The organism is Aquabacterium fontiphilum, from assembly GCF_009909205.1.
GTDB classification, from domain to species: Bacteria; Pseudomonadota; Gammaproteobacteria; order Burkholderiales; family Burkholderiaceae_C; genus Aquabacterium; species Aquabacterium fontiphilum.
This window is the reverse complement of sequence record NZ_JAAAPN010000001.1, coordinates 62770-84233: the sequence shown is the minus strand read 5'-3', so window position 1 is coordinate 84233 and position 21464 is coordinate 62770. Positions and strand designations below refer to the sequence as shown.

Sequence of the window (21464 nt, the reverse complement as noted above, 5' to 3'; positions counted from 1 at the left end):
CCTGTCTCGGTCTACGGGCAGCCTTCAGGCCACCGGCACCTGCCGCGTCAGGTTGGCGCGCATGCGTGTGGCCATCACGGCCCCGGCGGCACGCACCACCTCGACGGCCACCGCCGGCACCCGCGCCGAGAGCTCCTCGAAGCGTGGCAGACGCAAGGCATACACCACACAAGGCGTCATGGCCTCCACGTTGGCCAGCCGTGCCATGTCAGAGAACAGTCCCGGTTCACCACAGATGGCACCCGGCCGCAGGATGGCAATGCGCGACGCACCCGGTGCCGCGCCCGTGACGAACACCTGCAGCGAACCCTGGCCGAGAAAGTAGACCGTCCGATCATGGTCGCCCTGCTTGATCAACAGGTCGCCCGAGCGCAGCTCATGACGGGTCAGGTACTGGCAGAACGTGCGCCACTGCTGCCCGTCAAACCGGGGCCTGAAAGCATCCTCGGTGTTGAGCGTCTGTATCGCCTGAATCAGTTCTGTCGAATCCATCGTTGCCTCGCCTGCTCGCATCCGACGCCGTACAGCGCAATCGACCGACTTTAATCCATCAAGCTACCCGTTTGGGTAGGAATTCACAACTTTTCAGGAAGGATGGCGCCAAGCGTCATTTGCCGATGCAGAAACGCGTGAATATTTCACCCAGCAGGTCGTCTGCCGAGAACGCGCCCGTGATCGTACCCAAGGCGTTGTGCGCCAACCGCAACTCCTCGGCCAAAAGGTCGAGGGCACCGTCGTTCAGTGCGGCATGGGCCTGCGCCACCATCAGGTGCTCACGCGCCGCGCGCAGCGCCTGGACGTGGCGTTGACGCGCGATGAACACGCCCTCGGGCACGGCCTGCCAGCCGGCCATGTCCAGCAAGGTCTGGCGCAAGGACTGCAGCCCCTCGCCCGTGCGCGCCGACAGAGCGATCACGGGGCCGGCCGGCTGAACAGCTTCGGCCGCCGCCGCCGACAGGCACGCCGCATCGGCCTTGTTGAACACATGGACCACCGACACGCCCTGCGGCAGACGCGCCGCGATCGCCGCGTCGGCCGCGGCGTAAGCAGGCTCCCCCAGCCGGGTCAGGTCGTGCAGGAACAGCACGGCATCGGCCTGACCGATGGCCTCCCAGCTGCGCGCCATGCCGATGCGCTCGACCTCGTCGCTGGCTTCCTCTTCAGCGCGCAGGCCGGCCGTGTCGATCACGTGCAGCGGGACACCTTCGATCTGGATGGTTTCGCTGACCCTGTCGCGCGTCGTGCCCGCGATCGGCGTGACGATGGCGAGTTCGGCGCCGGCCAGCGCATTGAGCAGCGAGCTCTTGCCTGCGTTGGGCTGCCCGGCCAGCACCACCTGCAGGCCCTCGCGCAGCAGCGCACCCTGGCGGGCCTGGGTCAGCACGCCGTCCAGCGCCGCGGCCAGTCGGTCCAGTCGGCCCCGCGCGTCGGCCTTCTCCAGAAAGTCGATCTCTTCTTCCGGGAAGTCCAGCGTCGCTTCCACCAGCATGCGCAGGTTGATGAGCTGGTCGCACAGGGCCTCGATCTGCCGGGAGAACGCCCCGCCCAGCGAGCGCGTGGCCGACCGGGCGGCCGCCTCGGTGCTGGCATCGATCAGATCCGCAATGGCCTCGGCCTGCGCCAGATCGATCTTGTCGTTCAGAAAGGCCCGTTGGGTGAACTCGCCCGGTTCGGCCAGACGCAGGCCCGGCAAGCGGGGCCGGCCTGTGGCCGGATCGGCCTCGGCCGCCGCCGCCAGGCAGCGCGCCAGCAGCAACTGCATCACCACCGGGCCGCCATGACCCTGCAGTTCAAGCACATCCTCGCCGGTGTAGCTGTGCGGCGCCGGAAAGAACAGTGACAGGCCATGGTCCAGCGCCTCACCACCCGCATCCAGAAAAGGCCCGTAATGCGCCACCCGCGGCTGCAGCGCCCGGCCGCACAGCGCCAGCGCCAGCGGCGCCAGCCCCTTGCCTGATACGCGCACGATGCCCACCGCGCCCCGGCCCGGTGCCGTGGCCACTGCCACGATGGGTTCATTGCGTTGTGCCCAGATCATCCCTTGCTGCCTCGCCCGCTGCTCACCATGAGCCTCGCATTGTCGTTCCTGGATGGCCCACCCCCTGCGTCACGGGGGTGTCACATCGCCGGGCCAGCATGTTGGCACCAATGTTGCACCGCAACAACCGACCATTCAAGTCAACCGGAGGTTCCCGATGCTCGACCTGCTTGCCCAAGCGCTGCACTTTCAGTCCCCCGTCCCGGCCGACGCCCAAGGCTGGTGGCCTGTGGCTCTGGCCGCAGTGGCCATTTCGCTGAGCGTGCTGCGCCGCGCGCGCGACTGAGCGCCTCGCCGCCTTGCCCTGCTGCGCGCCGGGGCCCCACGAAAAAAGCCGCCGGGCGGACCCTGGCGGCTTTTCATTTTGGTGCATCACCTGGCGGCAACTGCTCAGTTCTGCACCCCGAGGCTGCGGTTGATGTACCACTGTTGGGCAATCGACAGCAGGTTGTTGGTCAGCCAGTACAACACCAGGCCAGCCGGGAAGAAGAAGAACAGCACCGAGAACATCAGCGGCATGATCCACATCAGCTTGGCCTGCAGGGGATCCGGCGGCGTCGGGTTCAGCCAGGTCTGCAGCAGCGTCGAGGCGGTCATCAGCAGCGGCAGCACGTAGTACGGATCCTTGACCGACAGGTCGGTGATCCAGCCCACCCACGGCGCGGCACGCATCTCAACCGACGACAACAGCACCCAATACAAGGCGATGAACACCGGGATCTGGATCAGGATGGGCAGACAGCCACCGATCGGGTTGACCTTCTCCTCGCGGTAGATCTTCAGCATCTCCTGCTGCATCTGCTGCGGGTTGTCCTTGAGCGACTCGCGCAGCGCCTGGATGCGCGGGTTCAGTGCCTTCATCTTGGCCATCGAGCGGTAGGCGCTCGCATTCAGGCCATAGAAAGCCGCCTTGAGCAGCACCACCAGCAGCACGATGGCCCAGCCCCAGTTGCCTACGACACCATGAATCTTGTCGAGCAACCAGAACAGCGGCTTGGCCAGCAGGTGCGTCCAGCCATAGTCCTTGACCAGCTCGAGCCCCGGCGCCAGCGCGCTGAGCTTGTTCTCTTCCTGCGGGCCCACGTACAGCTGCGCCGCCAGCGTCTTGCTGCCACCGGCTGCCACCTCGCCTACGGGGAACAGCATGCCGACTGCGTACAGATTGCTGCCCTCGACGCGACGCGCAAAGAACTCGCGCGGCATCTTGTCGGTGTTCAGCCAGGCCGCAGTGAAGTAGTGCTGCACCATGGCCACCCAGCCGTTGTCGGCGGTCTTCTGGAAGTCCGCCTCGTTCTTGTCGATGGAGGTGAACTCCACCTTGCGGAACTTCGACTCTTCCGTATAGAAAGCCGGCCCGGTGTACGACTGCGGCGCACCCCACACGTCGGGGCCTTCGTGGATCAGCGAGCCATCACGCACCAGCTGGACGTACAGCTGCGGGCTGATCGCCTGCTCGGACTGGTTGACCACCTCCTGCTGGACACCCACCACATAGCTGCCACGCTGGAAGGTATAGGTGCGCACCAGCTGAACGCCGCCCACCGGCTCCGAAGCCAGCTTCAGCACGAGCGCATCGGCGCCATCGGCCAGCGCCCGTTCGGTCGATTGCACCGTAAACGGCGTCAAATGCGTGGGCACACCGCCGGGTGTGCTGTGAATCAGGCCCGACTGGGCCACATAGGTCTTGGCGCCTGAACGGTCAAACAGCACCATGTTGCCCTCTTGCCCACCCGAAGCACGGTGCTGCAGCAACTCGGCACGAACCAGGCTGCCGCCCAGCGTATCAACCGTGACCTTGAGCACGTCGGTGGTGAGCGTGATGAGCTCGCCCCGCGCTGGCGTCGCGCCGCCAGTGCCGGCCGGTGTCGCCCCTGCGGGTGCATTGCCGGCCAGGGTGCTACCAGCTTGCGGCACGGTGGCGTCGGGCGCCGGTCCGCTGGCGGCCTGGGCGGGCGCCGCTGGCGTCGGCGCAAACAGCGAGGGCTGCCCGGTGTGGCGCAACCAGCCGTCCCACAACATCAGCAGTGAGAAGGCAAACACCGACCACAGCAGGACGCGGCGCATATCGTTGTTGATCATGGTCGAGGTGAATCCGACGAAGGTTGACAGAAACGGGTGAACAGGCCCGGCGCACGGTCCGGTACCGGGTCGTGCCCGCCGGCGCAGCCCGGATGGCAGCGCAACAGCCGCCGTGCCGCCAGGTAGGAACCGGCGGCCGGGCCATGACGGTGCAACGCATCCAGGGCGTACTGCGAGCAGGTGGGCGTAAAACGGCAGGCCGATCCCAGCCACGGGCTGAGCAGCAGACGATAAGCCGTCACCAGGCCAATCAGCAGGCGATTGACCATCCGCCCCAGCCCTGCCGCCAGACGACACAGCACGCGCATCATGCCTGAACCCGCGCCGCACGCGCCCACAGTTCGTCCAATTCCGCACGCACGGCGACACGCAGCGCGTCCGACGCCGCACTGGGGAACTCGGTGCGGTCAAAACCGCGGGTCAGGCGCAGCACCCAGGCGTCGATGGATCGCGAAGCCGCCCGGCCAGCCTGCCAGCGGGAACAGGTCTGCGCCGCGTGGCGCAGCACCGACTCCCGCGCCTGGTGGCGAATCAGCGAGCGCGTCACGGCGCGGCGAGCCTGCTTCTTGGGCAACACCAAGCCCAACCGGCCGCCCGAGTCATCCACAGCACCACACGGCTTGACCCGTGGGGGTGTTGACAACTCCCCCGCGGCCTGCGATGCCACCGCCGGAACCTCACGCCACAACACATGCAACGAGAAGTGGGCCGTGCGGCACACGGGACGTGTGCCCAGAGCCCTCTGGAAATCCGACGGCGTCAGACTGGTTGGCTTCACGGCTGCGTTGTCCACTGAAGATGGCCGCCCCGAGCGTGACAAAGCCGGGCACAGGCCCGGCCTTGCTCACATGCAGGCAGCAACAGAGACACTGCTGCCACGCGCTGCTGTTTTGGCTGTTGCATCACGTTGTCTGCCCGACCCCATCGGCCTTCGAGAAGGCCCGACCGGGGAACAGCAACGTTCAGACAGCTCAGACAGCCAGACGCTTGCGGCCCTTGGCGCGACGGGCGTTCAGCACCTTGCGGCCGCCCTTGGTCTTCATGCGAACCAGAAAGCCATGGGTACGGGCGCGACGGGTCTTGGAGGGTTGGTAGGTACGTTTCATGATGATCCTTCAGCCAACGGACCGGGTCGGCGAAACCCGCGATTACATCAGCTTTTCCACAAGCGGTCAACCATTTGCCTGCAGGCCGTGGCCAACAGACTCTCGCCATGCCCCCTGACGGGGGACAAAAAAACTGTGGATAACCCAGGTGACACCGGGCCGAACATGCTTAGAATTCGCCTCCCAAGGAAGGACTTGTCCACAACATGAGTGCCGCCGAATTGCCTGCAACGGGTCTGACCGACCTGGCCCAACTGTGGGCGCGCTGCTGTGAGCGCCTGGCCACCGAATTGCCCGAACAGCAGTTCAATACCTGGATCCGCCCGCTGCCCGAAGCCGAGGCGAGCCGGCAGGACGGCGCCACCGTGCTGGCTGTGCGCGTGCCCAATCGCTTCATGCTCGACTGGATCCGCACGCAATACAGCGCGCGTCTGGAAAGCATTCTCGCCGGGCTGATCGATGGTCCTGTCCGTCTCGACATCACCCTGGCCCCCCGCATGGCACCTGCTCCCATGGGCGGAATGGCACGCCCAGGGTCCGCCATGCCTGCCCGCGCGCTGCCGCCCAACGCCCAGGTGGCCCGCGCCGAGCCGGCCGCATCTCAGCCTGCCATGGCGCCCGAACCCGCGCGGCGGCCGAGCCACCAGGCCATGGGGCTGAATCCGGCCCTCACGTTCGACAACCTCGTGCCGGGCCGTGCCAACCAGATGGCGCGCACCGCCGCGCTGCATGTGGCCGGCAGCCCCGGCCACATGTACAACCCGCTGTTCATCTACGGCGGCGTGGGTCTGGGCAAGACCCACCTGATGAACGCCGTCGGCAATGCCTTGCTGGCCGACAACCCCGATGCGCGCATCCTGTACCTGCACGCCGAGCAGTTCATCAGTGACGTGGTCAAGAACTATCAGCGCAAGACCTTTGACGAGCTCAAGGCCAAGTACCACCAGCTCGACCTGCTGCTGATCGATGACGTGCAGTTCTTCGCTGGCAAAGACCGTACGCAGGAAGAATTCTTCAACGCGTTCGAGGCCCTGCTGGCCAAGAAGGCGCACATCATCATGACGTCGGACACCTATCCCAAGGGTCTGGCCAACATCGATGAGCGGCTGACCTCGCGCTTCGACTCGGGCCTGACGGTGGCCATCGAGCCACCCGAGCTCGAAATGCGCGTGGCCATCCTGATCAAGAAGGCCGCTCAGGAAGGCATCGAGATGCCAGAGGATGTTGCCTTCTTCGTCGCCAAGAACGTGCGCGCCAATGTGCGCGAGCTCGAAGGCGCGCTGCGCAAGGTGCTGGCCTTCGCCAAGTTCAGTCACAAGGAAATCACCATCCACCTGGCCCGCGAAGCCCTGAAGGACCTGCTGTCCATCCAGAACCGGCAGATCTCGGTGGAAAACATCCAGAAGACGGTGGCCGATTTCTACAAGATCAAGGTCGCCGACATGTACTCCAAGAAGCGCCCGGCCTCGATCGCCCGGCCCCGCCAGATTGCCATGTACCTGGCCAAGGAGTTGACCCAGAAAAGCCTGCCCGAGATCGGCGAGCTGTTCGGCGGCCGCGATCACACCACCGTGCTGCACGCCTGTCGCAAGATCGCCGGCGACCGCGCCAAGGACACCGAGCTCAACCAGCAACTGCACGTGCTGGAACAGACGCTCAAGGGATGATCGGACGTCAGTTCGTGGACCAGAGGCCGCACTGGCCTCTTTTTTTTCGCCCGCTGTCAAGTCATAACGCTGTGGACAAGACTGGAACAAGCACCCTGTTGTCCACAGGGCTGTCGCGTTTTCCAAAGTTGTTGTCTGTTGTCCCCATCACGAAGCCGGGTACGATCCACAGACTTGCCCGGGGCGTAAATCCTTGATGGATCAGGACAAAATAGCGTTGTTCACAGCGAAAGTCATCCTCTACTACAACGACCAGTTTGAAAGACTAAGATGATTGTGTTGAAAGCAGCCCAAGAAAAAATCCTGGCCGCCCTGCAAGCAGTGGGCGGCATCGTGGAGCGGCGCCACACTCTGCCCATCTTGGCCAACGTCCTGATCCGCAAGCAGGGCCCCGACGTTGAACTGATCACCAGCGACCTCGAAATCCAGATCCGCACCACCGCCCAACTCGATGGCGACGACGGCAGCTACGCCACTACCGTGGGCGCCAAGAAGCTGGCAGACATCCTCAAGAGCCTGCCTGCTGACCAGATCGTCTCGCTGACCGCGGCACAGAACCGGCTGACACTGCAAGGCGGCAAGAGCCGCTTCACGCTGCAGACGCTGCCCGCTGAAGACTTCCCACTGGTCCAGGAGGCTGCCGACTTCGGCCCGGCCTTCAGCGTGCCGCAAAAGACGCTGAAGATGCTGATCAGCCAGGTGCACTTCGCCATGGCGGTGCACGACATTCGCTACTACCTCAACGGGATCCTGTTCGTCGCAGAAGGCAAGACCCTCACCCTGGTCGCCACCGATGGTCACCGTCTGGCGCTGTCTCAGGCCACGCTGGACGTCGAAATGCCCCGCCAGGAGGTCATCCTGCCCCGCAAGACCGTGCTCGAGCTCCAGCGGCTTCTGAAGGACGACAGCAAGGTCAAGGAAGGCGAGGCCGAGCCCGTCATCGAGATGCGCTTTGCCGGCAACCAGGCCAAGTTCAACTTTGGCGGCCTGGAGTTCGTCACCAAGCTGGTCGAGGGCAAGTTCCCCGACTACAACCGCGTCATCCCCAAAAACCACAAGAACCACATCACCGTGGGTCGCACGGCCTTGCTGGCCTCACTGCAACGGGCGGCCATCCTGACGTCGGAAAAGTTCAAGGGTGTGCGCATGAACTTCGCCCCGGGGCTGCTGAGCATCGCCTCGAGCAACGCCGAGCAGGAGGAGGCCAAGGAAGAGCTCGAAATCGACTACGGCGGCGACAGCTTCGAAATCGGTTTCAACGTGAGCTACCTGATGGACGTGCTGGCCAATATGAGCCAGGACATGGTCACCGTGTCCCTGCAGGACGCCAACAGCTCGGCGCTGATCACCAACCCCGAGTACGAAGGCTTCAAGTACGTGGTGATGCCGATGCGCATCTAAGTGGTTGCGCTGGGGTGACGCATTGCCACACACCTGCGTTTCGGGGATGAACGCCCGACTGATTCGGGCCTGCCCCTCCTTCGGTGGGTGGTGAAGGCGGCAAGTTCGCGCTAGCCTCTAACCTACATTTAACAGGAGGGGAGAGGGCCATGCGTTTGAATCAGTGGGCCGCTGCTGCGTTGATCGCAGGCATGCTGGGGGGCTTCGCACAAAGTGCAGATGCCAATGCCATTGACGTCCGTGCCACAGCATCGGGTCTGACTTTCAGGCTGGTTGATCTGGATCCAGATGACGGCGTCGATCCATGGATCCAGTTCAGCGGACTGAGCACAGTGGGCCTTGTGATGGCTCAATGGCAAGGTACGGAGTCCATTGACTTCACCCCACTTGCCGGTACGTTGTTTTCGGCACCGGCCTTTTCCAAGTCGACACCGGACGGGCTGCTTTCGCTCGACTACAGCCCTGGAATGCTCAATGTCCAGTCCCGCCTTACTGCGGCAGAGGTTGGCGCACTGCCGGCCATGACGGGCACCTTGTTGGGTCGCACGGGTGGTATAGCCAACTTTTATGGTTCGGGTATCGATGAAACGGCCGGCCTGCCATTGGCTCTTGATGGCGAATTTGCCCTCACGCTTTCGGCCCGTACTGCGCTGATCGTCGAAGCCAGCGTCAACCTCAGTGCCAGTGCGCTGCCAGGTGCTCTGGCGGATGGCACCTTCGCCCAGCAACTCTCCAACAATCAGTTGGCCGCTTCCGTCTCAGGCTCCGCGTCTTTTCATATGTGGCTGGTCAGCGAAGTCCCGCCAGAGGTGCCCGAAGACTTTGCTGCGCTGTATCCTGACATCGTCTCCGACGCTGTCGCAGCATCGTTCATGATGGGCGGAACGGAGCAGCCTGAAGCTGTCGAGCGTGCAATGTCGTTCGCTGCCGCCATTGGCTACTACAACGGGTCATCCGACGCAGTGGACATTAACTTCGACTTCGTCTTGAGTGCTTACGCGGATGTGTACGCTTATGAGCACTGGACGGATCCTGTCGATCCTGAGTGGCCCCCCATTGATCCGCCGGTTGACCCGGGCTTCCCGCCTGTCACCCCGGCCATCCCGGAACCGTCTACCTATGCCCTGATGCTACTTGGCCTGGGTGGCGTCGTGGCTGCAGCACGGCAACGTCAAGCTGTCAAAAATGATAAAAGACGTGAGCGGCAATGAATGAAGTTCTCAGTTCACTTTTTACCGGCATTGTTCATACTGACAGCGTCGAGCGGTGTATTTGCTTCTTCAGCAGTGGCGTTGAAGACGACTGTGGACGTGTCGTATACGTTACAAGACCTGAATCTGCGTGATTCCATCGCGCCCAAGTTGAGTTTCCCAAATCAACGCGCCCGCCTTGCGGTTGGCGATGCCGCAGGCGCCCAGTACACAGGGAACCCCTGGGAAAGCTACATGGTCAGTCATATTCCGACAAGCGGCACCACCGCAATATCGGATGAGGCGGATGCGGCCAGGCTTGTCAGACGCGGGGGGTTTACTGAGACGTCAGTGTCATTCTCTGACGCACAGCTTTCGGCGGCCATCCAGTCCGTCAATTCAGCGGGGCCGGGGGGTGTCGAATATGGAAGGGCGCGGATCAGCAGAGCCGCTGTCTACGAATACGAAGGCGGTCTGGCTTCGTTTACGCTCTCGCCGTACACGTCTGTCACGTTTTCGCTGAACATCAGCCAGGAGCTTTCACTGGATCAATCATTGATCAAAACGCTTGCCGGTGGAACGGCGGGGATCACTGTTGATCTGATTTCTAACTTGGGAGGGCCGTATCTTTATATGACCTCTCATGTGTTTTCCGCAAGCGGGACAGTTCAGAGCGAAACTCCGCGCTACGCCTTTGACCTGGCCAATACGACCTTCACAAGTTTGTTCTCGTTTCAGAATAACAGCGATTACGAGCAGGCCTTCCAGTTTCCCCTGATTCAGACGAGTTCGATTGTCTTGAACATCACACCTGTCCCTGAGCCCTCCACCTATGGCCTCATGCTGCTCGGCCTCGGTGGCATCGCGGTCGCAGCCCGGCAACGCCGTCGTCAGCAAGCCAGCTGAAGCATCCCTTAAGCCGGCTAAAATGTCAGAGCCCTGTCGAGTGCGTCAGGGCTCTTTTTCATTCCCAGGGCCATTCCATGAGCGACGTGACGCCTTCTCCTGACCAGCAGCCTCAGAACCAGCCCGCGCCCGGCGCGGACACGGGCTATGGCGAAGGCAGCATCCAGATCCTGGAGGGGCTGGAGGCGGTGCGCAAGCGCCCGGGCATGTACATCGGCGACACGTCGGATGGCACTGGCCTGCACCACCTGGTCTTTGAGGTCGTCGATAACTCCATCGACGAAGCCCTGGCCGGCCACTGCGACGACATCGTCGTCACCATTCACACCGACAACTCGATCTCGGTCATCGACAACGGCCGCGGTATTCCCACCGGCGTGAAGATGGACGACAAGCACGAGCCCAAGCGCTCGGCGGCCGAGATCGCGCTGACCGAGCTGCACGCGGGTGGCAAGTTCAACCAGAACAGCTACAAGGTGTCGGGTGGCCTGCACGGTGTGGGCGTGAGCTGCGTGAACGGCCTGAGCAAGTGGCTGCGCCTGACGGTGCGCCGCGAAGGCAAGGTTCACTACATCGAGTTCAAACAGGGCGTGCCGCAAGATCGCCAGATCGAAGTGCGTGACGGCGTTGAAATCAGCCCCATGAAGATCATCGGTGACACCGACAAGCGCGGCACGGAAGTCCACTTCCTGCCCGACACCGAGATCTTCAAGGAGAACAACGAGTACCACTACGACATCCTGGCCAAGCGTCTGCGTGAGCTCTCGTTCCTGAACAATGGCGTGAAGATCCGCCTGGTCGACGAGCGCAACAACAAGGAAGACAACTTCGCCTATGCGGGCGGCGTGCGCGGGTTCGTGGAGTTCATCAACAAGGGCAAGAACGTCCTGCATCCGAACATCTTCCACGCAGTCGGCGACAAGCTGTCGGATCAGGGCACCAACATCGGCGTCGAAGTCTCGATGCAGTGGAACGAGAGCTTCAACGAATCCGTTCTCTGCTTCACCAACAACATCCCGCAGCGCGATGGCGGCACCCACCTCACCGGCCTGCGCGCCGCGATGACCCGCGTCATCAACAAGTACATCGAAGACAACGAGCTGGCCAAGAAGGCCAAGGTCGATGTCTCGGGTGATGACATGCGTGAAGGCCTGGCCTGCGTGGTCAGCGTCAAGGTGCCCGAGCCCAAGTTCTCCAGCCAGACCAAGGACAAGCTGGTGAGCTCGGAGGTCCGCGGCCCGGTCGAAGAAATCGTGGCGAGCAAGCTGACCGACTGGCTGCTTGAGAACCCCAACGACGCCAAGATCATCTGCGGCAAGATCGTCGAGGCTGCCCGCGCGCGCGAAGCGGCGCGCAAGGCTCGGGAAATGACACGCCGCAAGGGTGTGCTCGATGGCCTGGGCCTGCCCGGCAAACTGGCCGACTGCCAGGAAAAAGACCCGGCGCTGTGCGAGATCTACATCGTGGAGGGTGACTCCGCCGGTGGCTCGGCCAAGCAAGGCCGCGACCGGAAGTTCCAGGCCATCCTGCCCTTGCGCGGCAAGATCCTGAACGTCGAGAAGGCCCGCTACGAAAAGCTGCTGACCAGCAACGAAATTCTCACGTTGATCACCGCACTCGGCACCGGCATTGGTCGCGGCGCGGGCAGCGACGATTTCAACCCCGATAAGCTGCGCTACCACCGCATCATCATCATGACCGACGCGGACGTGGACGGCGCCCACATCCGCACCCTGCTGCTGACCTTCTTCTTCCGCCAGATGCCCGAGCTGGTCGAGCGCGGCCACATCTACATCGCGCAGCCGCCGCTCTACAAGGTCAAGCACGGCAAGCAGGAGCAATACCTCAAGGACGCCCACGCGCTCGACGAGTACCTGACCAAGGTGGCGTTGGACAGCGCCGTGGTCGAGCCCGGTGGCGGCCGCCCGGCCATTGCCGGTGAGCAATTGCAGGAGCTGGCCCGCGCTTACGTGACGGCCAACAGCGTGATCGAGCGCCTGGGCAACTGGATGGACATCGAGGCGCTGCGCGCCATGGCCAACGGCCTGACACTCAACCTCGATACCCAGGCCGATGCCGAAGCGAGCGCTGCAGCGCTCAAGGCTGCGCTGCACAACGCCGAGGTCACGGCCGAGTACGACGCACGATTGGACAAGCACATTCTCCGCATCAGCCGCATCTTCCACGGCAACACCAAGTCGAGCATCATCAACGCTGACTTTGTGCATGGCGCCGACTACGAAGCGCTGGCCAAGGCCGGCGTCACCTTCAAGGGCCTGCTGGGCGAGGATGCCGTGGTCAAGCGTGGCGAAGGCGAGAAAACCAAGGAAGCCAAGGTCACCGACTTCCGTGCGGCCATGGCTTGGTTGATGCAGCAGGCCGAAAGCTCGGTGGGACGCCAGCGCTACAAGGGCCTGGGCGAGATGAACCCCGAGCAGCTGTGGGAAACCACGATGGACCCGAACGTGCGCCGCCTGCTGCGCGTGCAGATCGAAGACGCCATCGAGGCCGACCGCGTGTTCACCATGCTCATGGGCGATGAGGTCGAGCCGCGACGCGATTTCATCGAGAGCAATGCGCTGCGGGCGACGAACATCGACGCTTGACGGATGCGCATGGCTGCAGGAAGGGGTCTGATCGACGATGTCGAAGCATGGTTTGGTTACCGGAAGATGCGCCACATCACCGCGCACACCGAGGACCAACTGCCACGCTTTGCATCGCGCCATGCTTGACGAGAACCCGGTGCCGCCGGGTCTCGCTTCAGCCCAGGCACCGAACGATCCTGCGGACCATCCTCATGCAGCACCTGCCTGACCGCGAGGTCTGGGCCTTTGGCTCGCGGGGGGTGACCAGTGAGCCATTCAGGGCACTGATCGCCACGCACAAGGTGATCGTCAAGCAGCCTACCGCCGCGCCGTCAACGTCACCCACGCGATCCCGCCCAGGGTGACCAGGGCGCACGCCGCGGCTTGAAGCGAGACAGTCTCGCCCAGCAGCACCACGCCCAGGGCGGCCGTGATCACCGGCACCGACAGCTGCACGGCGCCGGCGCTGATGGCGGTCAGCCGCACGCGCACCCAGTACCACACGACATAGCCCAGGCCCGAGGCCACGCTGCCGGACAGCAGCGCGTACACCACGCCGGGCGGGTCGAGCTCAAGCCGTGGCGCCTGAATCAGCAGCAAGACGGCGGCCATGGGCACCGCGTACACAAAACTGCTGGCGGTGTGGGCCACGGGCGTGCCGCCTGAGCGGCCCATCAGCGAGAAGCCGCCCCAGGCCAGGCCCGCCAGCACCATCCACGCGGCCGCGCCCATCGGGGGCGCCGAGGCCGACGGCGCGAGAAAGGCCGCCAGGCCGCCCAGCGCGAGCAGCACGCCCCAGACGCTGGCGCGCTCGCCCTGGTACAGGCCATACGTGATCATCGTCAACTGGGCTGTGGCAAACAACACCAGGGCGCCCGCGCCGGTGCTGATGTCGCGGTAGGCCATGGAGAAGGCCGCGGCATAGCCGAACAGCAGCGCGGCGGACATCCAGCTGCTGCGGTGGCCCACCATCTGGCCGCCCTGCTGCCTCAGGATCCACGCCAGCACCAGCGCGCCCGAGGCCATGCGGATGGCGGTGAACGAGGCCGCATCGATGGTCGTGGTCTGAAACGCCGCGCGGGTCAGCAGCGAGTTGGCCGCGAAGGCGACCATGGCCACGCAGGTCATGAGCATGACCATGGCGCGGGGCGAGCGCGTTGGGGTGGCGGGGTTCACAGCGGGTGCGTCACCAGCCGGAAGTCCGGGTCATCCGGGTAGGGCTTGACCGTGAAGCCCAGGCTGCGCATCAGGCGCAGCATGCCGCCGTTGTTGGTCAGCACCAGGCCGATGATCTCGGACAGTCCCCGGTCGCGGGCCACGTCCATGATGCTTTCCATCAGGCGTGAGCCCAGGCCCTTGCCGCTGAAGTCATCGGCCACCACCAGCGAAAACTCGCAGCTGGTCTGGTCGGGGTTGGTGATGTAGCGCGACACGCCGATGATGCGTTCGCGCTCGACGATCTCGCCGTTTTCTTGCGCGCGCCGCTCGCGGTAGACGGCCACCAGCGCCATCTCGCGGTCGTAGTCGATCAGGGTGAGCTTGGCCAGCATGGGTGGCGGCAACTCGGTCATGCTCGAGACGAAGCGGAAGTAGCGGCTTTCGGGCGAGAGGCTTTGCACCAGCTCTTGCAGCATCTGCGCGTCGTCGGTATGGATGGGGCGCACGGTGTACTCTCCGCCACCCCGCAGCGGCCACACCTGCTCCAGCCGCGCCGGATACGGCAGGATGGGCAGGTGGCTGTAGTGGCCGGCGCGGCCACCGAGCGCGTGCGGGCCGCTGTCGATCACGATGCGCGCATCGACCGAGATGGCGCCGTCTTCGTCCACGATGATGGGGTTGATGTCCATCTCGCGCAGCTGCGGCAGCTCGCACACCATTTCCGAGACGCGCAGCAGGATGCGCTCGACGGCATCCAGGTCCACCGGGCGCAGGCCGCGCCACTCGCCCAGCGTGTCGGCCACGCGGGCGCGCTCGATCAGCCGGTGGGCCAGATACTGGTTGAGTGGGGGCAGCTCCATGGCGCGGTCATCGATCAGCTCGATCATCGTGCCGCCCGCGCCAAAAGCGATCACCGGACCGAAGGCATCGTCGGTCACCACGCCGATGCAGATCTCGCGGCCCGAACGGGTGCGCGCCATCTGCTGCACGGTCACGCCGTTGATGCGGGCGTCCGGTCGCAAGCGCTTGACCCGCTCCATCATGTCGTGGAAGGTGTCGCGCACGCCCGCGCCGTTGGTGATGTTCAGCGCCACACCCTGCACGTCGGACTTGTGCGAGATGTCGGGCGAGTCGATCTTGAGCGCCACCGGAAAGCCCAGCTGCGTGGCGATCATCATGGCCTCGTGCGCCGTGCGCGCGAGGATGGTCTCGGTCACCGGGATGTGGAAGGCCGACAGCAGCGTCTTCGATTCCATCTCGGTGAGCACCTTGCGGCGTTCGGCCAGCACGCCTTCGATCACCAGCCGCGCGCCTTCGATGTCGGGCTTGGCCAGCGTCGACAACGGGGGCGGCGTCTGCTGCAGCAGGGTCTGGTTCTGGTAGAACGAGCTGAGGTTGCCGAAGGCGCCCACGGCCGATTCGGGCGTGCGGTAGGTGGGGATGTGGGCGTCGTTGAGCACCTGGCGCGCTTCGACCACCGATTCATCGCCCATCCAGCAAGTCAGCAGCGGCTTGGACAGCCCCGGCTTGCAGCCGGCGACCGCGCGCGCGTAGGCCGTCGCATCGGCACCGGGCTTGGGCGAGTAAATCATCAGCAAGCCATCCACACCCGGGTCGCGGTTGGCGGCCTGCAGCGCGGTGGCGAAGTGGGCGGGCTCGGCATCTTCCGACAGATCGACCAGGTCGACGAGCGAGGCCGTGGGTGGCAAGGCGGCGCGCAGCGCCTCAGCGGTCTCGGGCGACAACTGGCCCAGCGCCAGATCAATGTCATTGGCCCAATCGGCCGCCAGCACACCCGGCCCCCCGCCATTGGTGAGCACGGCCAGGCGCTTGCCCGCAGGCCGAAAGCGCGAAGCCAGGCACTTCGCCGCCGAGAACATCTCGTCGTACGACTTCACCCGCACGGCGCCGGCTCGGCGCAGGGCGGCGTCAAACACCTCGTCGTCGCCGACCATGGCGGCGCTGTGCGTGCGGGCTGCGGCACGACCGGCCGCACGCCGGCCAGCTTTGAGCACGATCACCGGCTTGGCGTTGGCGGCCGAGCGCAGCGTGCTCATGAAACGCCGCGCATCGCGGATGCCTTCCATGTAGATCAGGATGCTTTGCGTGTGCGGGTCGTTGGCGAGGAAATCAAGTGTCTCGGCCAGGCCAATACCCGGGTGCGGGCCGAGCGAGACGACCGACGAGAACGTCACGCCATTGCGCACAGCCCAGTCCAGCATGGCCGCCGTCAGCGAGCCCGATTGCGACACCAGCGCCAGCGGGCCGGGCTCGGCCAGCGGGCCCATCGTGCCGGCGTTCAGGCTCAGCGCCGGCCGTTGAAATCCCAGACAGTTGGGCCCCAGCAGGTGGAGGCCTTCGCGGCGCGCCTGCTTGTGCCAGGCCGTGGCCTGGTCGGCGTCAATGCCGGCCGACAAGACCATCACCGCCTGGCAGGCCATGCGCGCGGCCAGCTCGATGGCGGCGGCCACCTCGGCTGGCGGCAGGGCGATCAGCGCCAGATCAGCCTTGATCTGCATCAGGTCGGCCAGCGTGCCGCTGGTGCGCGTGCTGACGAACTGCAGCTGGCCCTTGTAGCGCTGGGCCTTCAGGGCCTGCAGCAAGGCGGCGGCTTGCGGGGTGGCGGCTTCCTCTGGTTGAGATGAGCCTGCAAACACCACGATGCTGCGGGGCGCAAAGAGGGGCGCGAGGTAGTGCTGATCCATGATGGAGTGCTTTCTCAGGCGCCGATCAGCGCCTTCACATGGGCGGCTGCCGCACGGCCCAGCGCATCGAGCACGTAGCCACCTTCCAGACACGAGATCACGCGGCCCTGGCCATGGCGCTGCGCCACGGCCACCAGCTGCTCGGTCACCCATTCGTAGTCGGCGTCGACCAGGCCAAGATTGCCCATGTCATCGTCGCGGTGTGCGTCGAAGCCGGCCGAGATGTAGATCAACTCCGGGCGAAAGGCCTCCAGCGCCGGCAGCCAGTGTTGCGTCACGGCCTCGCGAAAGGCATCGCTGCCCGAGCGGGTCGGCAGGCCCACATTGACCATGTTCGGTCCCGTGGCCTCGTCGCCATTAAAGGGGTAAAGCCCGCGCTCGAAGATCGAGCACATCAGCACCCGCTCGTCGCCCTGGAAGATGTCGGCGCTGCCGTTGCCATGGTGGACGTCGAAATCGATCAGCGCCACGCGACCCAGGCCGTGCACATCCAGTGCGTGACGGATGCCCACGGCCACGTTGTTGAAGAAGCAGAAACCCATTGCTGCCGCGTGCTCGGCGTGATGACCGGGGGGCCGGACCGAACAGAAGGCCGTGCCCACCTGGCCTGCCAGCACCAGATCGGTCGCCTCAATGGCGGCACCGGCGGCGCGCAAGGCGGCCTGCAGCGTGTGGGGGCACATGCTGGTGTCGGGGTCGACCTGCAGGATGCCCTCCTGCGGCGCCAGCGCCATCAGCTCCTGCACATACAGCGCGCTGTGGGCCCGTCCAAGTTGCTCGGGCGTGGCCAGCGGCGCGTCGTACGGCACCATGTAATCCAGAAAGCCACGCGCCAGCAGCTGATCATGGATGGCCCCCAGCCGTTGGGGGCACTCGGGATGTTGCGCGCCCATGTCGTGGCGGGCGCAGTCCGGATGCGTGATGTACGCCGCCAGCATCGGGTCTCCTCGTCGCGCCCGGGTGGGGCGTCTGATGTAACCGAGTGTAGGCCGCCGTGCCTGCGGCCGGCAACGCTGCCCGACTGGCCTACTGCGGCAATCAGTTCACCAGCCGCCCTCCTTTACGGCAAACCGGGCCTTGCTCGGGTGAGCGGGTGGCCGTCAGGATGTGCTGGTCGGTCATGCCGATGCCGCGCAGGAACTGCTCGCGCAGGCGCAGCACATCCTCGATGGTTTCTTCCGAGGCCTCGATCAGGTAGCCGTCGATGCGCTCCAGCTCTTCCAGCTGGCTTTCCGAGAAGCTGGGACGGGCCCAGACCGGCAGCATGGTGCAAGGTGCAAAGCCCCAGGCCTTGGGCTGGTGGTGTACCTCCTGGGCCATCAGCGCCTGGGTGAGGTCTTCCAACTCGCTGCTGCCCAGGTCGGTCACGGTGCCGTGGTCGATCGCCTGGGCGGCCACCACACGGGGCTCGGCCAGGTCCAGGACGACCCGGCACAGCACCGGCTCCGCGTAGGGATGCAGCGCGTGCCGCCAGTGGCCCTGCACAAGGCAGGCCGCAGCGATGGGCTGATCGCTGTCTGACGAGACGTTGTCGAACCAGTTCATGGCGTCTTCCTCCGGTGAAGTGGTTGCAAGGCAATCACCCCCATCATGCAGAAAGCGCGCCCGCCGTGGTGGAAGAAATTGGCACGCCCCACCGGCTTCGGCGTTTGTTTGCAACGGCGCCCTGAAGTCGCCAACTTCGCCTATATTCTGGAATGCTGTGCCGGCCACGACTGCGGCTGACACAGCGGGCTGGCTCAGGCCGCGATGGCCGCCCCACGCACGGGCGGGCCGTAGCGCCGGCCCTTGAGCCACAGGCCCAGCATCATGCCGGCAGCCAGGAAGCCGATCGTCGACGGCTCCGGCATCGGCGTGAGCAACACGGCGCGGTACTCGCCCACGCTGTTGTAGCCCAGCGCAATGACCTGGCGGTGGGCATTGATGCCCATGGCGCTGGTCAGCGTCCAACCCGATCCGGGCTGCAGCATGTCGTTGATGTCGCGCATCTCCAGATCCGGCGTCCACAGCGCGGCGCGCTGCTCGCCCAGGCCGACCCCGTCGGCCGTGCCAAAGCCCACGATGTAACCACCGTTGTTGACGCCGTAGGCACGGCTCATGAACGCCCCGCCGCCAAAGTCACCCAGGTCGACCAGCGCGCCCTGACGCCACAACACGGCGTGCGTGTCGCCGCCCTGTGCGCTCGCGCCCACCACCAACCCGTGGTCGTTCATCGCTTCGGCCAGAGCCCACTCGAAGGGGTCGCTCAGGGCAGGCAACTCGCGCAGCGTGCCGCCCTCCAGCGTGAACACATGCTGACCCTGCTCGGTGATCATCGTGCCGGCCACATGGCCATGGTTGTTGATGGCCCCGGCGCGAAAGCCCTCGGGCAACGCGCTGACCGTGCCGTCGGCCGAGACGCGGTGGCTGCCCACCATCTCGCCGCGGTCGTTGATGGCCACCACGCTGACCGAGCCCATGTCTCGCGCGGGTTGGCCGGGTGACCACACCACGCCGTTGGTGTCGAACCAGGACTCGGCCGGCCGGCTCCAGCCCACGACCTGACCGCGGTTGTTGATGTCGAGCCCGGCGCTTTCGGGATGACCGAAGCCCAAAGTGCCCAGCGACTGCATGCCGGCGCCGGGCCGCCACAGAAACGCCTGACGCTGGTCGCCCACGTATGAGACACCGGTGACCCAGCCCTGGTCATTGATCGCGTAAGGCAGCGTCAAGCCGCCGGTCCCGAGCGTGCCGAGGTCGCGCACGGCATAGCCTGAAGCCTGAGCCGAAGTGAAGGGGGTGGTGGAAAGGGCGGCGATTGCCCATGCGGCGGCCGTGACGAGGCCACGCCAGTTGCTGGTCATGTGTCGGTTCCTACGAGGTTGTAACGGGATGGACCAGGAACACTCAAACACTGGCGCCGGGAGGCAGTCTAGCGGGGGGCGATGACAGCAGGTGTATCCAACCCTCGACCTTGGTCAACAACTGATGCAGATGTGAGTGGCTGAAACGTTTCACCCACAGCAAAATCTGATTGACATACACACGCTCACAGGTCACGGAGGCATCACGCATGCAAGCGCCCCACTACCCCATCATCTACGTGCGCGGCTATGCCATGACGGTGGCCGAGCGCGATGACACCACGGCCGATCCCTTCTGCGGTTTCAACCTGGGCTCGACCGTGTACCGCGCAGCCGTCGATCGCCAGCGGCCACCCAACAAGTTCATCTTCGAGTCACCGTTATTGCGCCTGATGAGCGAGTTCGGCTATCAGGAGATCTACGAAGACGGCTACGACATCATGGATCCCAACTGGTCGCCCAAGGGCGATCAGCCCGGCATTCCGGCGCGCTCGGTCGTCATCCATCGCTACTACGACGGCGGCTCGCGCCTGCTGGGCGACGGCAAGGCCCAGCCCATCGAGGCCTATGTCAAGGCGCTCAACGCCCTGATCCTGCGGGTGCGTGATCTGGTGGTGGCGCGCGAAGGCATCGCACCGGCCGATTTCAAGTGTTACCTCGTGGCCCACTCCATGGGCGGCCTGGTGTGCCGCGGCCTGCTGCAAAACCCCAAGCTCGGCAGCGCCGAGGCGCGCAAGGCCGTGGCCAAGCTCTTCACCTATGGCACGCCGCACAACGGCATTGAGGTCGGCGGCATCAACATTCCGAGCTGGCTGAGCGCCAGCGAGATGAACACCTTCAACCGCGAGCGCATCGCCGAGTTCCTCAACATGAAGGAGGTGCTCAAGCGGCATGGCCGGGTGGATTACCTGCCCGCCTCGGCGCTGCCGATCGAGAACGTGTTCTGCATGGTGGGCACCAACCGCAACGATTACGAAGCCGCCGCCGGCTTGTCGCGTGCCTTTGTGGGCCATGGCAGCGACGGCCTGGTGAAGATCGCCAACGCCTCGCTGTGGGGGCTGGATGCGGCCGGGCAGGTCACGCAGTCGGCCGCCACCGGTTACGCCTACCGCGCCCACTCGGGCTACTTCGGCCTGGTCAACAGCGAAGAGGCGTATCAGAACCTCGTGCGCTTTCTGTTTGGTGATGTGCGCGTGGACATCTGGCTGCAGGTCGACGAGGTGGGCCTGCCCCCGGCGCTCAAGGGCCAAAAGGTCGAGGCGCTTTACCAGTTCGAACTCAAGGCCGCGCCGCGTGGCAAACGCTGGCAGCTCACCCGGCGCGTGGCCGAAGAAGACTCACCGGCCTGCCGCACCCATGCCGAGCTCACCCGCCCCGCGCAGAAAGGCGCGCGGTTGATCTACCTGTCGACCGTGTTCCTCGCGTGCAGCGCCCGCGTGAATCCGCAAGACCCGTCGCTGGCGTATCACATGGACGTCGGCGTGCGCGTGCCCGACTACGAGGTCGACAACCGCTTCTGGCCCAATGGGCACTTCGAAGGCGCCTACCTGTTTCGCGACCAGCTGGTGGTCAAGCTCGTGCCGCCCGCCACGCCCGATGGCGCCTGGCAGGTGGCCCATGGCTGGCACTCGCAAGGCGCGGGCGTGGCCCCCGGCAACGACGCGCTCACGCAGCAGACCATGGCCCAGAGCCGCTTTGAGGTGCGCGCGCCTTTTGCCAGTGCCACGATGGCGCCAGGCATCAGGGGCCAGGTCTTGCTGTCGGTGTCGAGCTGGGGCTGAAC

General features: G+C 65.0%; 19 protein-coding genes. 8 read left to right on the top strand and 11 right to left on the bottom strand.

Translation table 11 applies throughout. The annotated features are described in order from the left end of the window. Positions 1–24 precede the first annotated feature (24 nt). Positions 25–492: a cyclic nucleotide-binding domain-containing protein gene (locus tag GTZ97_RS00365; RefSeq protein ID WP_161648521.1), complete on the bottom strand. Its 468-nt coding sequence runs from the start codon at positions 490–492 to the stop codon at positions 25–27. Positions 493–607: 115 nt separating this feature from the next. Beyond that, entirely contained in the window at positions 608–2035 is a 1428-nt protein-coding gene (gene mnmE, locus GTZ97_RS00360) for a tRNA uridine-5-carboxymethylaminomethyl(34) synthesis GTPase MnmE (RefSeq protein ID WP_161648841.1), read from the bottom strand. Between the two features lie 160 nt (positions 2036–2195). Here mnmE and GTZ97_RS16845 point away from each other — a divergent pair, with 160 nt between their 5' ends. After that, on the top strand, positions 2196–2324 hold the full coding sequence (locus tag GTZ97_RS16845; protein WP_269089896.1) for a hypothetical protein: 129 nt from the start codon (positions 2196–2198) through the stop codon (positions 2322–2324). A gap of 104 nt (positions 2325–2428) precedes the next feature. On the opposite strand, the gene yidC is transcribed toward GTZ97_RS16845, so the two are convergent. The 4 genes from yidC to rpmH form a co-directional block, all read right to left on the bottom strand. Beyond that, on the bottom strand, positions 2429–4117 hold the full coding sequence (yidC, locus tag GTZ97_RS00355) for a membrane protein insertase YidC (RefSeq protein WP_236650927.1): 1689 nt from the start codon (positions 4115–4117) through the stop codon (positions 2429–2431). Continuing rightward, positions 4114–4386 (bottom strand): membrane protein insertion efficiency factor YidD, encoded by a 273-nt coding sequence (yidD, locus tag GTZ97_RS00350; RefSeq protein WP_161648839.1) that lies wholly within the window; start codon positions 4384–4386, stop codon positions 4114–4116. The genes yidC and yidD overlap by 4 nt, the downstream gene beginning before the upstream one ends. Positions 4387–4424: 38 nt before the next feature. After that, positions 4425–4895, bottom strand: a complete 471-nt coding sequence (locus tag GTZ97_RS00345) for a ribonuclease P protein component (protein ID WP_161648520.1) — start codon at positions 4893–4895, stop codon at positions 4425–4427. A 193-nt stretch (positions 4896–5088) separates the two neighbouring features. Then, a complete protein-coding gene (gene rpmH / locus GTZ97_RS00340) occupies positions 5089–5223 on the bottom strand; it encodes a 50S ribosomal protein L34 (RefSeq protein WP_161648519.1) in 135 nt (44 codons plus the stop codon). A 206-nt stretch (positions 5224–5429) separates the two neighbouring features. Between rpmH and dnaA the strand changes: the two genes are divergently transcribed. From dnaA to gyrB, 5 genes are all read left to right on the top strand, one after another. After that, positions 5430–6890, top strand: a complete 1461-nt coding sequence (gene dnaA / locus GTZ97_RS00335) for a chromosomal replication initiator protein DnaA (protein WP_161648518.1) — start codon at positions 5430–5432, stop codon at positions 6888–6890. Positions 6891–7160: 270 nt separating this feature from the next. Further along, positions 7161–8291 carry a DNA polymerase III subunit beta gene (gene dnaN / locus GTZ97_RS00330; protein ID WP_161648517.1) on the top strand — a complete coding sequence of 377 codons (1131 nt, stop codon included), beginning with the start codon at positions 7161–7163 and terminating at the stop codon, positions 8289–8291. A 149-nt stretch (positions 8292–8440) separates the two neighbouring features. Then, positions 8441–9502 carry a PEP-CTERM sorting domain-containing protein gene (locus GTZ97_RS16535; RefSeq protein ID WP_236650926.1) on the top strand — a complete coding sequence of 354 codons (1062 nt, stop codon included), beginning with the start codon at positions 8441–8443 and terminating at the stop codon, positions 9500–9502. After that, complete coding sequence (locus tag GTZ97_RS00320) at positions 9503–10387, top strand: PEP-CTERM sorting domain-containing protein (protein WP_161648516.1); 885 nt, start codon at positions 9503–9505, stop codon at positions 10385–10387. It abuts the gene before it with no gap. Between the two features lie 77 nt (positions 10388–10464). Further along, positions 10465–12993: a DNA topoisomerase (ATP-hydrolyzing) subunit B gene (gene gyrB / locus GTZ97_RS00315; protein ID WP_161648515.1), complete on the top strand. Its 2529-nt coding sequence runs from the start codon at positions 10465–10467 to the stop codon at positions 12991–12993. Between the two features lie 300 nt (positions 12994–13293). On the opposite strand, the gene GTZ97_RS00310 is transcribed toward gyrB, so the two are convergent. The 4 genes from GTZ97_RS00310 to GTZ97_RS00295 all read right to left on the bottom strand — a co-directional run bounded on the left by GTZ97_RS00310 (position 13294) and on the right by GTZ97_RS00295 (position 18383). After that, positions 13294–14151 (bottom strand): DMT family transporter, encoded by an 858-nt coding sequence (locus GTZ97_RS00310; RefSeq protein ID WP_330863515.1) that lies wholly within the window; start codon positions 14149–14151, stop codon positions 13294–13296. After that, complete coding sequence (locus GTZ97_RS00305) at positions 14148–16838, bottom strand: bifunctional acetate--CoA ligase family protein/GNAT family N-acetyltransferase (RefSeq protein ID WP_201748102.1); 2691 nt, start codon at positions 16836–16838, stop codon at positions 14148–14150. The genes GTZ97_RS00310 and GTZ97_RS00305 overlap by 4 nt, the downstream gene beginning before the upstream one ends. Before the next feature lie 14 nt (positions 16839–16852). Then, the gene (locus GTZ97_RS00300; protein WP_161648514.1) at positions 16853–17776 is read right to left on the bottom strand and encodes a histone deacetylase family protein; all 924 of its coding nucleotides are present in this window, start codon (positions 17774–17776) and stop codon (positions 16853–16855) included. 100 nt (positions 17777–17876) lie between these two features. Further along, positions 17877–18383, bottom strand: a complete 507-nt coding sequence (locus GTZ97_RS00295) for a hypothetical protein (protein ID WP_161648513.1) — start codon at positions 18381–18383, stop codon at positions 17877–17879. 45 nt (positions 18384–18428) lie between these two features. Here GTZ97_RS00295 and GTZ97_RS16840 point away from each other — a divergent pair, with 45 nt between their 5' ends. Continuing rightward, positions 18429–18563: a hypothetical protein gene (locus tag GTZ97_RS16840; protein WP_269089894.1), complete on the top strand. Its 135-nt coding sequence runs from the start codon at positions 18429–18431 to the stop codon at positions 18561–18563. A 14-nt stretch (positions 18564–18577) separates the two neighbouring features. On the opposite strand, the gene GTZ97_RS00290 is transcribed toward GTZ97_RS16840, so the two are convergent. Then, a complete protein-coding gene (locus GTZ97_RS00290) occupies positions 18578–19681 on the bottom strand; it encodes a hypothetical protein (protein ID WP_161648512.1) in 1104 nt (367 codons plus the stop codon). A gap of 209 nt (positions 19682–19890) precedes the next feature. Between GTZ97_RS00290 and GTZ97_RS00285 the strand changes: the two genes are divergently transcribed. Next, positions 19891–21462 (top strand): esterase/lipase family protein, encoded by a 1572-nt coding sequence (locus GTZ97_RS00285; protein ID WP_161648511.1) that lies wholly within the window; start codon positions 19891–19893, stop codon positions 21460–21462. Positions 21463–21464: the final 2 nt, after the last annotated feature.